General features: G+C 58.6%; 9 protein-coding genes and 1 tRNA gene. 6 read left to right on the top strand and 4 right to left on the bottom strand.

Translation table 11 applies throughout. The features are described 5' to 3' along the window. Positions 1 to 130: 130 nt before the first annotated feature. Entirely contained in the window at positions 131 to 1,810 is a 1,680-nt protein-coding gene (locus tag FCH38_RS00250; protein ID WP_174372508.1) for an NAD+ synthase, read from the bottom strand. A gap of 225 nt (positions 1,811 to 2,035) precedes the next feature. On the opposite strand from FCH38_RS00250, the gene FCH38_RS00245 reads away from it, so the two are divergent. The 3 genes from FCH38_RS00245 to sthA all read left to right on the top strand — a co-directional run bounded on the left by FCH38_RS00245 (position 2,036) and on the right by sthA (position 6,767). Continuing rightward, a complete protein-coding gene (locus tag FCH38_RS00245; protein ID WP_174372507.1) occupies positions 2,036 to 3,976 on the top strand; it encodes an LTA synthase family protein in 1,941 nt (646 codons plus the stop codon). Positions 3,977 to 4,092: 116 nt separating this feature from the next. Further along, positions 4,093 to 4,626, top strand: a complete 534-nt coding sequence (locus tag FCH38_RS00240) for a DUF1003 domain-containing protein (RefSeq protein ID WP_174372506.1) — start codon at positions 4,093 to 4,095, stop codon at positions 4,624 to 4,626. Between the two features lie 737 nt (positions 4,627 to 5,363). Continuing rightward, positions 5,364 to 6,767 carry a Si-specific NAD(P)(+) transhydrogenase gene (sthA, locus tag FCH38_RS00235; RefSeq protein WP_149897500.1) on the top strand — a complete coding sequence of 468 codons (1,404 nt, stop codon included), beginning with the start codon at positions 5,364 to 5,366 and terminating at the stop codon, positions 6,765 to 6,767. A 273-nt stretch (positions 6,768 to 7,040) separates the two neighbouring features. Here the strand turns inward: sthA and FCH38_RS00230 are convergent, their stop codons facing one another. Further along, positions 7,041 to 7,685 (bottom strand): hypothetical protein, encoded by a 645-nt coding sequence (locus tag FCH38_RS00230; protein ID WP_149897499.1) that lies wholly within the window; start codon positions 7,683 to 7,685, stop codon positions 7,041 to 7,043. 440 nt (positions 7,686 to 8,125) lie between these two features. Between FCH38_RS00230 and FCH38_RS00225 the strand changes: the two genes are divergently transcribed. Then, complete coding sequence (locus tag FCH38_RS00225) at positions 8,126 to 9,115, top strand: carbon-nitrogen hydrolase family protein (protein ID WP_236776527.1); 990 nt, start codon at positions 8,126 to 8,128, stop codon at positions 9,113 to 9,115. 137 nt (positions 9,116 to 9,252) lie between these two features. Here FCH38_RS00225 and tig read toward each other — a convergent pair whose 3' ends face one another. Both tig and FCH38_RS00215 read right to left on the bottom strand, forming a co-directional pair. Beyond that, positions 9,253 to 10,731 carry a trigger factor gene (tig, locus tag FCH38_RS00220; RefSeq protein WP_174372504.1) on the bottom strand — a complete coding sequence of 493 codons (1,479 nt, stop codon included), beginning with the start codon at positions 10,729 to 10,731 and terminating at the stop codon, positions 9,253 to 9,255. A 240-nt stretch (positions 10,732 to 10,971) separates the two neighbouring features. Next, positions 10,972 to 11,054: transfer RNA gene (locus FCH38_RS00215), tRNA-Leu, on the bottom strand. A gap of 659 nt (positions 11,055 to 11,713) precedes the next feature. Between FCH38_RS00215 and FCH38_RS00210 the strand changes: the two genes are divergently transcribed. Then, positions 11,714 to 11,860, top strand: coding sequence for a DUF1127 domain-containing protein (locus FCH38_RS00210; protein ID WP_013636249.1), 147 nt, complete (start codon positions 11,714 to 11,716; stop codon positions 11,858 to 11,860). Between the two features lie 474 nt (positions 11,861 to 12,334). Then, a complete protein-coding gene (locus FCH38_RS00205; RefSeq protein ID WP_003515516.1) occupies positions 12,335 to 12,478 on the top strand; it encodes a DUF1127 domain-containing protein in 144 nt (47 codons plus the stop codon). Positions 12,479 to 12,574: the final 96 nt, after the last annotated feature.

Raw genomic sequence — 12,574 nt, 5'->3', positions numbered from 1 at the left:
CCGACCCTTCGGGCCACCTTCTCCCCGGCGGGGAGAAGAAACCAGCCGCAGCGCCGGGCGAAACAATCAGCCTCGCAAGGGAAGGGATCGCCGCCTCACCTGAGAGCGCAGCCCCTACCCGCTTCATCCATCACCGATCCCGGAACCGGTTGGTGATCGGATAACGCCGGTCACGCCCAAAATTCTTCTTGGTGATCTTCACACCCGGAGCCGATTGCCGGCGTTTGTATTCGGCGAGATAGAGCAGATGCTCAACCCGGTGCACCGTTGCCGCGTCATGACCTCGCGCCAGAATTTCCTCGACCGACATTTCCTTCTCGACAAGGCACTCCAGAATATCATCCAGCACCGGATAGGGCGGCAGCGAATCCTGGTCGGTCTGGTTGGGGCGCAATTCGGCGGATGGCGCTTTGGCGATGATATTGGCGGGAATGACCTCGCCGGAAGGGCCAAGCGCACCCGGCGGCACATGGGTGTTGCGCCAGGCGGAAATGGCATAGACCTGCATCTTGTAGAGGTCCTTGATAGGGTTGAAACCGCCATTCATGTCGCCGTAGAGGGTGGCATAACCCACCGACATTTCCGACTTGTTGCCTGTTGTCACCACCATCGAGCCGAACTTGTTGGACACGGCCATCAAAATGGTGCCGCGTGTGCGGCTCTGCAGGTTTTCCTCGGTAATGCCCTCTTCCGTACCTTCGAAGAGATCTGACAGTGCCGAGAGGAAACCTTCCACCGGCTCAACAATCGGCACGATATCGTAACGGCAGCCGAGCGCCTTGGCGCAGTCAGCGGCGTCCTTCAGCGATTCTTCCGATGTGTAGCGATAAGGCAGCATGATGCAGCGCACCCGCTCCTCGCCCAGCGCATCGACGGCAAGGGCCGCGCAGATCGCCGAATCGATGCCGCCGGAAAGGCCGAGAACCACGCTCTTGAAACCGTTCTTGTTCACGTAGTCGCGAAAGCCCAGCATGCAGGCACGGTAATCCGCCTCCTCACCCTCTGGTATTTTCGAGAATGGTCCGCTTTCGCAATGCCAGCCTTCCGCCGTGCGTTTCCAGTCGGTGACGGCAAGTGTGGCCTCGAACTGGCTCATCTGGAAGGCAAGCGTCTTGTCGGAATTGAAGCCGAAACTTGCGCCATCGAATACCAGCTCGTCCTGCCCACCCAGCTGGTTGGCGAAAACCAGCGGCAGACCGCTCTCGATCACCTGTTTCAGCGCCACCTGATGGCGCACATCCAGCTTGCCGCGATAATAGGGCGAACCGTTCGGCACCAGCAGGATTTCCGCCCCGCTTTCGGCCAGCGTCTCGCACACGCCCATCTCGTTCCAGATTTCCTCGCAGATCGGAATGCCGATCCGGACCCCGCGGAAATTATACGGACCGGAAATCGAACCCTCGGCGAAAACACGCTTCTCGTCGAACTCGCCGTAATTCGGCAGGTCGATCTTGTCGCGCAGCGCAACGATCTTGCCGCCATCCAGCAGCGCCACCGAATTGTGCCGACCCGTCTCGCCCTGGCGCGGAAAGCCGATGACGACGCCCGGCCCGCCATCGGCGGTTTCGGCTGCCAGTTCTTCCACCGCCTTCAGGCAGGCCTTCAGGAAAGCCGGCTTCAGCACCAGATCCTCAGGCGGATAGCCTGAAATGAACAGCTCGGTCAAAAGCAGGAGATCGGCGCCCTGCGTTGCCGCATCGGCCCTTGCCTCACGCGCCCTGGCGAGATTGCCCGCCACGTCGCCAACGATCGGATTGAACTGCCCGACGGCAATCCGGAGATGGTTCTGGATATCGTGTCTGTCGCTCATGCCATTTCAATACCGCGCCCGTGTCCGCTCCGCAACGCGGCAATTGCATGCGGCAGCACCCTGCCCTTACCTAACGGAATAACGCTCACGCTAAGGTTATCGCGCTCCCCGCCAGTTTCGCCAAAGTTCATGTCGCGTTCATCGCGCTTATGTGACAGTTACATGACACTTTTGCGACGCCCGATTCACCTCCCCGGATTGGGCGGCTGCCTGAAATACCGGAGTATGAGTTTGAGAGATTCGGCGCCAAAAACAACGGCTTCCGAAAAGGCTGGTTTCGTCTTTTCGCCTGCATGGACAAGGAGCCTTTCGAAGCTTTCTGGCACGGCCTATACGCTTGCCAATCTGACGTTCGCATCCATCGTGCTGGTCGTTGCGCTGGAGTGGATCGCCCGCGGTTCGCTCCATGATGTCGGTGCTTTCCTCACCTCGTCGGCCCGTCCGGGCATAACCACCGTCGCCGCTGTGCTCACCGTGCTCGTAGCGCTGGATGCGATCCTTGGCCGGCGTTACCTGTCCCTCATCGCCGTTGCGCCGCTCTGCGCACTCACGGGCCTGATTTCGGCGCAGAAACAGACCTATCTCTCCGATCCGCTTTATCCCTCGGACCTGCTGTTCGGCCGCCAGATTTTCGAGCTTCTGCCAACCATGCTGAAGGCGCAACCGCTGACGGCAGTGCTGGTCGGCCTCGGCATCTGCGCAGCCATTACGGCTCTCGTGACGCTCTGGCTGCTGGCGCGCCGCCATTCCCCGTCATTGAGCTGGCGTGAACGCGCTGCGGGGCTCACACTGGCGCTGCCGCTTCTTGCCGGCCTTGCCTCGCTGATGGACTATTCGCATTATTCATGGGCGCGTGATCGCCTCAACATCATACCCATGATGTGGGATCAGCAGGAAAACTACCGCCATAACGGCTTCCTGATGGCCTTCGCCTTCAACATTCCCATGGCCAATGTCTCGGCACCGCAGGGATATAGTGAAAACAGCATCGCCGATCTAACCTCTGAGCCAGCCGCCTTCGCCGCCAACAAGGGCGATTACCCTGATGTCATCATGCTGATGAGCGAATCGCTGTGGGATCCGACCCGCCTTGAAAACGTGAAGCTCTCGGCCGATCCGATGCCGATCATCCGCGCCAAACAATCCGGCAACGTCTTTTCACCCGAGTTCGGCGGCATGACGGCGAATGTGGAATTCGAGGCGCTGACCGGCTTTTCCAACGCCTTCCTCCCCTATGGCAGCATTCCGTACCAGCAATATATCCGCCGCCCGGTGCCTTCGCTCGCCAGCTTCTTCCGCGGCGAAGGTTATTCCGCCATCGCCATGCACCCGTTTCAGGAATGGTTCTGGAACCGCAAGGAGGTCTACAAAAATTTCGGCTTCGAGGAATTCCGCTCGGAAGAAACTTTGCCGCCCATGGAAAAGCGCGGCAACTTCGCCTCCGATGATGCATTGATGGACGAAATCATGGCGGCGGCCGACGGCGCGCGCAACCCGCTGTTCCTCTTCGCCGTCACCCTGCAGGGACACGGCCCCTACGAGGCGGGCCGTTACGCTGCCGATACCATCGGCGTCGAGGGCGATCTTTCGCCTTCCGCATCGCAGGCGCTGGCTACCTATTCGCAGGGCGTGGCCGAGGCTGACGATGCGCTTTTGAAACTGATGCGCTGGGCCAAGAAACGCGACCGCGAAACCATCATCGTTCTCTTCGGCGATCACCTGCCGCCGCTCGGCCAGACCTATGTGGAAAGCGGCTATATGCCGGGCATGGTGGCCAGCCGCCGCGCACCGCTGGAGGTGATGAAAAAGGAGCATGAAACGCCGCTCGTCGTCTGGTCCTCCAAGAAGGGAGTGCGCAAGAATATCGGCACCATCAGCCCGGCGCTTTTGCCCTACCACGTGCTGAAGACCGCCGGTTTCTCCGATCCCTTCTATACCGGCACGCTGGGCGAGGTTCAGCAGGCCTTTTCCGTCATCGACCGGCATATGCTGGTGAAGACAGACGGCAAGGCCCTGCCCGACTGGTCGATCGCCCCGAATTCCATTCCCGACGTGGTGCGCGATTATCGCCTGCTGCAATTCGACATGATGTTCGGCGAGCAATATGGCCGCGAGCGCTTCTTCCCCGGCTTCAACTGGCTACACCAGGGCACGCCGGCCGTCTGATGGTTTTTAGCGGGAACGGCTGAACCGCATGGCGGTGGAAATCGTTTGAATTCCGCCGCCATGCGGGTTTATCTCGCACAGAGCGCAAGCACCTCATCAGCAACCGGAGACACACCGTGTCAGACATCTCCGACTACATCACTTCGCATTTCAAACGCTCCTCCCGCGAGATCGGCGACGTGGAGCGACGCATTCTGGAACTGTCGCACCAGAAAAAACTGATCTCGCGCGACACCAATGCGGAATTTTCCGCCGGCGCCAGCCTTGGCGACAGGTTCGCCGACAACATCGCCAAGATCGGCGGCTCCTGGGGTTTCATCCTCAGTTTCTGCTTTTTCCTGGTGGTCTGGGCCATCATCAACACCATTGTGCTGACGACAGGCGCCTTTGATCCCTACCCCTTCATCTTCCTCAACCTGCTGCTCTCCATGCTGGCCGCCATTCAGGCGCCGATCATCATGATGTCACAGAACCGCCAGGCCGCCCGCGACCGTTTCGAGGCCGCCAAGGATTACGAGGTGAACCTGAAGTCGGAACTGGAAGTGCTGTCGCTGCATGAAAAGATCGACGTGAAGGTGCTGGCCGAACTGGCGGCGCTCAGACAGGACCTCGCCGCGCTCCACCACCACGTCACCCGCAAGGGCGACTGACGTCAGGCAAATTCATCCCCGCTTTTCCCCGTCCTGCCGCACGCTGCTATCTTGTATCCAGTCCTGCCGGGTGGATGCCAGACGTGGTTGAAACCGAGGGACGGTTCTGATGGGGACGGTGGCGCGTTCGTGACGACAGGACCATTTCGCAGGGAGGCGGTGCACGGCCCTTTGCGAAATACGGCAGACTGGCGAGAGGCCCGGTTGCGCAACGCATCCGACCAACACCAACCTCAATGAAAGCGCAGCCGGGCAATCGCCCATGTCCGTCCATCCCCGCTCGGCAGCGCCGTGCGGGATGAAGCTGTTGGGTTTTTGGAGCATTTCCATTGACAGCGGGCAGAAGAGCGTGGGGCTCACCCCCTCCGCCCTGCCGGGCATCTCCCCCACAAGGGGGGAGATCGATCTGCGGCGAGGTTTCGCCCATCTCGACGAAGAGTATAAATGGTGAGAGAGCGTCTTGCCGATCTCCCTCCTTGTGGGGGAGATGCCCGGCAGGGCAGAGGGGGGTAAGCCCCAACCACCTTGGTTCCGCTTAAAATTCCCCACAGTTACGAATCCGTCAGATTATTACGCTACAGATTGACGCAGGCGTTTGTTGCATTGCACTCTTGGCGGGGTAAGGCTGACGGGGGAATCACTCCCCCTCGTCAAAATGGCATCACAACCATTTCGCGACGACGCCACGCCGGATGTGACATCCGGTTATCGCAATGCATTCTATTCCGGGGTTTTTCATGCACCAGTTCGATCTGATTGTTGTCGGCAGCGGTCCGGCGGGAAGACGGGCCGCCATTCAGGCCGCCAAGCTCGAAAAGAAGGTTCTGGTCATCGAGAAAGGCAGCCGCGTCGGCGGCGTTTCCGTGCACACCGGCACCATTCCTTCCAAAACCCTGCGCGAAACCGCGCTCAACCTGACCGGTTGGCGCGAGCGCGGGTTTTATGGCCGCTCCTACCGGGTGAAGCAGGAAATCGACGCCGACGACCTGCGCCGCCGCCTGCTGATCACGCTGGACCACGAGGTCGAGGTGCTGGAGCACCAGTTTGCCCGCAACCGCGTGCAGCACATTCGCGGCACAGCAAGCTTCGTCGACGCCAACACCATGAAAGTGGTGAAAAACGACGGCGAGATCATGAATGTCACCGGCACTTCCATCCTGCTGACCATAGGCACCCGCCCCTACCGGCCGCCGCATATCCCCTTCGATGGCCAGGCGGTGCTCGATTCGGATGAGATTCTCGAAATCAAGGAACTGCCGCGCTCCATGGTCGTGGTCGGCGCCGGCGTCATCGGGATTGAATATGCGACGATTTTCAGCGCGCTCGACACGCAGGTGACGGTGGTGGAACCGCGCGAGACCATGCTGGAATTCATCGACAAGGAAATCGTCGAGGATTTCACCTATCAGCTGCGCGACCGCAACATGAAGCTGATCTTCGGCCAGAAGGCGGAAAAGGTGGAGCGCGACGAGAGCGGCAAATGCCTCGTTTCGCTCGGCAATGGCCGCGTCCTCAAAACCGAGACAGTGCTGTTTGCCGCCGGCCGTGTCGGCGCCACCGATACGCTCAACCTGTCGGCCTGCGGGCTGGAGGCAGACAGCCGCGGGCGCCTCAAAGTCGATCCCGAAACCTTCCAGACCTCGGTGCCGAATATCTACGCCGCCGGCGACATCATCGGCTTCCCGAGCCTTGCCTCCACCTCCATGGAACAGGGCCGCATCGCCGCCCGCCATGCCGTCGGCGCACCGGCCGGCGAACCGCCGCAATTCTTCCCCTATGGCATCTATGCCGTGCCGGAAATCTCCACCTGCGGCCTGACGGAAGAAGAAGTCATCGAACGCAACATTCCCTATGAATGCGGCATCGCCCATTTCCGCGAGACCTCGCGCGGTCACATCATGGGTCTCGACAGCGGCTTGTTGAAAATGATCTTCTCGCTGAAAACCCGCCGCCTGCTCGGCGTCCACATCGTCGGCGAAGGCGCAACCGAACTGGTGCATATCGGCCAGGCGGTGCTGAACCTCAAAGGCACGGTGGAATATTTCGTCGAGAATACGTTCAACTATCCGACGCTGGCTGAGGCCTACAAGATCGCAGGTCTGGATGCGTGGAACCGCATGGGTGAGATGAAGAAGGATTGAGCGGCGCTGACAGGCACTTCGACGTTATCCTCGGGCCTGTCCCGAGGATCTGCCAACGTATTGATTTTATTCGACGTGGTTAGATCCTCGGCACAGGGCCGAGGACGACGTTGAGTGAATGACCACCCTTCACCACCGACTTAAAGGGGAATGCAGCCTGCACGGAAATTCAAACCGGACAGCACTGGGACAAGCCCAAGGATGAAGTCGCGTGCGGAAGCGCTTGTTATCACTTTGAGGATATTCACGCGACGGGACCGGTGGCGTACACTCTCACCACCGAATACTATACCGCGCACTAAACCCCGGCCGAAAATGATCGGCATAGCCCTGATCCAGCGTGCCCCGCACCGTCAGATTATCGCCAATCTTCTGCTCCACCGCCACGCCGCTGCTGAACTCGTTGAAGCTGTTGCGGCTCGCCCCCGTCAGCACAAAGGCGGTGCCGGTTTCCGACCGGGAGAGGCGCAGCGATTGCGACACATCCAGCCCGTTCCATTGCTGCGCCGTGCCGTCATAACGAACGGTGAAATTGCGGTTGGCCTCGATATCCAGTTCCGGCGTGACGATGCGCTTCTGCTGCGAGGTCATGGAAACGCTGCTTGACCCCGTCAGCGCGTTGAAGAGGACGCCGACATCCCGGGCAAGTGAAACGCCGGGCAACTGTTCGGCAAGCAAGGTGACATTGCCCCACACCCGCACCGGCGTATCCACCACCTGCCCGGTCTTAGAGGCATTCATGCCCATCTCCAACCCCGCCCGGATCGGCGTATCGACCGGCAGCTTCGCACCGATGCGTGCCGTGTAGGACCGATCGGAATTTTTCACCGGCTTCCAGATCAACCCGGCATCATCGGCATGGGCGGCGGTTGCGAGCACGGTGAACAGCAAAAGGGCAGAGCCCATTCGTGGCGACATATTTTGTCCCCTGGCAAATTAAGGGCGTGCCGGAAGAACCCGGCAGGCACGGTAAAAGCTTAAGGCCAATGGTTTGGCAGCGATGATGGCCGCACACTGGCGGCACATGATGCTCGGACGACCACCGGAGGCGATCGAGGCAAATCATGCTGCGCAGGGTGCCAGATGAACGGGAGATGAACAAGAGCAGATGCAGCAAAAAATCATGCTGCACTGCATTGTGATCGCGAAGCTTCACCCGACCGGTACCACAGCCGCTTGACGAATCGGCGTTTTCCCATCGATATTTGTCACGGCGTAGCCTGCGCCTAACCTCCCCGACCTTCCCCAGCATGGTCTTCAACGGAGGCAAAGGGACTGTTGTCTCAGGCCACTATCTTGGTCCGATCGTTTCGGACGGGTTGCTGGGGAACTGCGTCCGGGATGTGAAAGGCCTGACAATGACGCAAAATAGCAATCTGAAACGTCGTGTAAGAGCTCGCGCAGCCAAAACCGGCGAATCTTATACAGCTGCTCTTCAGCATATTCGAAAAATGCCGGATGCCCATGTAAGCAGCTCAATCCGAATGGCTGTCGCGCAAACATCGCTGTTTAACGATCCTCGTGACGTTTCCGCATTGAAGACAGGCGGACAGGAAATGCGCCGCCTCATGATTGATGCCCATAAAGCCGGCGCTCGCCTCATCCATTTTCCTGAAGGCGCAACATGCTGGCCAGGTAAACGGATCATGTCAGCGATCGGTCCGGGGGAAATCGGCCCTTCAGACTGGACGCGCTTCGAATGGGAAACTCTGCGCCAAGAACTGGAAGCGACCAGAAAACTGGCGCAGAAGCTGAAACTTTGGGTGGTTTTTGGTGCCGTCCACCAACTGACGCCGCCGCACCGGCCATATAACAGCCTGTATGTCGTCTCCGATCGTGGGAAGCTTGTAACGCGCTACGACGAGCGTCTGCTATCGAACACCAAAATCTCGTTCATGTACTCGCCGGGAAGTGTCCCAGTGACGTTTGAAGTCGATGGCGTCCGCTTCGGCTGCGCACTTGGCATGGAAGTGCACTATCCGGAAATATTCATGGAATATGAAAAGCTGAACGTCGATTGCATGCTGTTTTCGACGGCGGGCGATGGCCCTTCCAATGCGTTGGCATCTGCCACGGAAATATTGGGGCATGCATCAAGCAACGCCTATTGGGCGAGCTATTCAACACTTGCCCCTCAAAGCCACGCCGCTCCTTCGGGTATAGCCACACCAGATGGTCAATGGGCGGCACAGTGCCCGATGAATGGTTTACCGGCTATTTCGGTAACGGACATCATCATCGATCAGGAAAATCCTGCGCGACCCTGGCGTCGAAAAGCTCGTGGCGACCTTTATAAATCTCATCACGTGAACAACGATCCGAGAAGCGATGGCAGGAGCAAGTTCTAACGGTCAACATTGGCCAGTGGCGTTGATTTACGCCGCTGGCACCGCGCGCAACCTAATAGCAGATTGCACTTCCAAACAGAAAAAGGCCGCAGCTTTCGCCACGGCCCTTCCATTCAATCAGCTTCGATCGAAGAAGATTATTCAGCGTCGGCCTCAGTGGCCTTCTTCTTGGCCGGAGCCTTCTTCTTCGGAGCGGCTTCTTCGGCTTCAGCGGCGTCGTCAGCCTTGGCAGCAGCCTTTTTCTTGGCCGGAGCCTTCTTCTTGGTTTCCGTTTCTTCTTCGCCGTCGTCAGCCAGAAGCTCTTCCTTGGAAACGGTCTTGTCCGTTACCGAGATTTCGGTGAGCAGCTTGTCGATGACCTTCTCTTCGAAGATCGGAGCGCGCAGCGAAGCGGAAGCGCCGGGCGTGTTGCGGAAGAAATCGAGGATTTCCTTCTGCTGGCCGGGGAACTGCTGCAGCTGCTGGAACAGCGCGCGCTGCATTTCGTCTTCGGTCACTTCGACGCCGGCCTTTTCGCCGATTTCAGAGAGAACGAGGCCGAGACGGACGCGGCGTTCAGCAAGCTTGCGATATTCTTCGCGGGCTTCTTCTTCGGTCGTGTCTTCGTCAGCAAAGGTCTTGCCGGACTGGGCGAGATCGGTGTTGATCTGGCGCCAGATATTGTCGAACTCGGCATCGACGAGGCCAGCCGGCGTGTCGAACTTGTACATCTCGTCCAGCTGGTCGAGGATCTGACGCTTGACCTTCTGGCGGGTGATGTTGCCGTACTGGCTTTCGATCTGACCCTTGACGATTTCCTTCAGCTTTTCAGCCGATTCGAGACCGAGCTTTTCAGCCAGTTCGTCGTTGATTTCAACGGCGGCAGCGGCAGCAACTTCCTTGACGGTAACGTCGAAGGTGGCGTCCTTGCCGGCCAGGTTCGCAGCCGGGTAGTCGGCCGGGAAGGTCACGGTGATGGTCTTTTCATCGCCAGCCTTGACGCCGACCAGCTGGTCTTCGAAGCCGGGAATGAAGCGGCCGGAACCGAGAACCAGTTCGGCATCTTCGGCAGCGCCGCCGTCGAAGGCAACGCCATCAACCTTGCCGAGGTAGTTCATGGTGACGCGGTCGCCATCGGCGGCCTTGCCCTTCTTGGCTTCAAAGGTGCGGGCGCTTTCGGCGATCTTGAGGATCTGCTCGTTGATTTCGTCTTCGGAGACTTCAACAACTTCGCGGGTAACCTTGATGCCGTCATTGGCCTTCAGTTCGATGGCCGGAATGATTTCGTAAGCAACGGTGAATTCGAAATCCGATTCGGCCGACAGGATCTTTTCAGCTTCCTGCTCGTCTTCGGTCATGGAGATCGCCGGCTGCGTTGCAGACTTCTCGCCGCGGCTGGAGAGGATTTCGGTCGGCTTTTCACGAACCAGCTCGTTGACGAGGTCGGCCATGATGGACTTGCCGTACATCTTCTTCAGGTGGCCCATCGGCACTTTGCCGGGACGGAAACCGTTGATGCGAACCTTGTCCTTGGCGTCAACCAGGCGCTCGTCCAGACGGGCCTTCATGTCGGCAGCCGGGATAACGATCTTGAGTTCGCGCTTCAGCCCTTCAGCGAGCGTTTCGATAACCTGCATTTTTCAAACCTTCACATCATGGCGGCGGTGCTCAGACAGCCGTTGGTTTACTTTCGAGCACTGCGCCGGAAACATCGCTGCCCGGCCGTGGCTTCCATTATTTCTTCACACAAAGCGCCTGCCCGGACGAAATACGCCCGCACCGGAGACGAAGAGCAACCAGGGGCAAATAGCCCCTAAGCCCCCTGCACCATTGAAGGTGCACTCTGGCGCAAGCGTGGCACAGCCATGCTTTGCTTGTGGTGCGGGTAGAGAGACTCGAACTCCCACGCCGAAGCGTTGGTACCTAAAACCAATGCGTCTACCAATTCCGCCATACCCGCACGTTGGGCGGCGGTATGTCACAATGTTCAGAAAGGGTCAAGCACGCCGTTCCCCTGCCTTTGGTTTCGCCCGGACTTTTCTTGGCCCCGCTCCGATAGTGAAGGAGACCGCGCCTCTTTGGCTGTTTGCCACCAACAACAGGGGATGATGCTATGGCAGCCAAGACAGAGGCGATCCTCAACCGAAAACGGCTGGCCCGCGCTTACGTCTCCCGCCTCAGCCAACCCGCCCAGCCTTGCGCATCCGCACGGAACACTGCCGGCAAAATCGCACGACATTTATGCGGCTACATTGACATTATATATAGCACGACCCGCAAGCTACATAGCCGGATTGCCATCGACCGATCAGGTTCATCGTTCGGGCTTTCACCCCTGCCCGCCGCCGCACACGGCCGAGCCGCACGGCTGCCCAACCTTCAACCATCTGGCGTCACCAAAAGCACATAAATTGGTCACAAATTATGCACGAACCGCCGCAATCAGGCTCATTTACCGGATTGCCGTGCATTGTATGCATAGGTGACATCTTGCTTTGTCTGTTTTTGTTTTGATTAAACCGATTATATTCATGGTCATACAGAGATCAGTTCAGCCCCGGACCCAAAGCCTCCCAAGACTGGCCGCGTGGACTGAACAGCACGAAGAGGAAAATGACCATGAACATCACCCGCTCGCTGACCAACTGGCGCAAGTATCGTCAGACCGTAACTGAACTCGGCCGTATGACCGACCGCGAACTGAGCGACCTCGGCATTGGCCGTCAGGACATCCGTCGCGTCGCCCGCACCGCCGTCGGCATCTAATACGCTTCGCCGCTTCATTGCGGCGGATGCGAGACGACCTACCCAAAAAGGCCTGAGGCTCCCGCCTCTGGCCTTTTTTTCGTTTGGGGGTTCTGACGGCGTCACCATCGGTTCCCGCACATCCGCAGGCCGCGAGAGATGAAAAAAGCATCTCTCTTCCGCCCGCCCGCGCGACGTTTGAGCAAGCCAACGCCCTTCCCACCCTTCAACACCCCAAAAAGTCGCTCCAATCGTCACCAAACACCATGAAAGCCGTCAGGAACGCCCGAAAGGCAGGCATTTCCGCTCATATTTTGCTCATGCAGTACTCAAAGCCGTAAAATTAGCCGACATAGTGCACAAATGCATGGCAGTAGCCTAAATTCTGCACTGCACAACATGGCTTAATCTCTATATATAAACCTCAACAGCCGAGAGCACAGAGAAACGCTGAGCCGGCAGACGAATTCACAAAGAAAGATTGAGGAAACGACCATGAACCCTATCCGTATCGCAAAGAACTGGATCTCCTACCGCCGCACGATCAACGAACTTGGCAGCCTGTCCAACCAGGCCCTGAGCGACATCGGCCTGACACGTTACGACATCCGTAACGTTGCTTCCCGTTCGTTCCGCTAAGGCGTAAACGATCGTCCCGCTGCCCGACCTCCAGGGCGCGACGATCGAGCGACGGTTCTTAAAAAAAACGGCGCCTTGTGCGCCGTTTTTGATTCT

Source organism: Agrobacterium tumefaciens, assembly GCF_013337285.1.
Lineage (GTDB): Bacteria > Pseudomonadota > Alphaproteobacteria > Rhizobiales > Rhizobiaceae > Agrobacterium > Agrobacterium burrii.
This window is presented reverse-complemented; position numbering and strand designations above follow the sequence as displayed.

What these genes read in the sequence shown, in the direction of transcription:
- FCH38_RS00250 (WP_174372508.1), bottom strand. Translation starts at nt 1,810, where the DNA reads ATGAGCGACAGACACGATATCCAGAACCATCTCCGGATTGCCGTCGGG.
- FCH38_RS00245 (WP_174372507.1), top strand. Translation starts at nt 2,036, where the DNA reads ATGAGTTTGAGAGATTCGGCGCCAAAAACAACGGCTTCCGAAAAGGCT.
- sthA (WP_149897500.1), top strand. Translation starts at nt 5,364, where the DNA reads ATGCACCAGTTCGATCTGATTGTTGTCGGCAGCGGTCCGGCGGGAAGA.
- FCH38_RS00230 (WP_149897499.1), bottom strand. Translation starts at nt 7,685, where the DNA reads ATGTCGCCACGAATGGGCTCTGCCCTTTTGCTGTTCACCGTGCTCGCA.
- FCH38_RS00225 (WP_236776527.1), top strand. Translation starts at nt 8,126, where the DNA reads ATGACGCAAAATAGCAATCTGAAACGTCGTGTAAGAGCTCGCGCAGCC.
- tig (WP_174372504.1), bottom strand. Translation starts at nt 10,731, where the DNA reads ATGCAGGTTATCGAAACGCTCGCTGAAGGGCTGAAGCGCGAACTCAAG.
- FCH38_RS00210 (WP_013636249.1), top strand. Translation starts at nt 11,714, where the DNA reads ATGAACATCACCCGCTCGCTGACCAACTGGCGCAAGTATCGTCAGACC.
- FCH38_RS00205 (WP_003515516.1), top strand. Translation starts at nt 12,335, where the DNA reads ATGAACCCTATCCGTATCGCAAAGAACTGGATCTCCTACCGCCGCACG.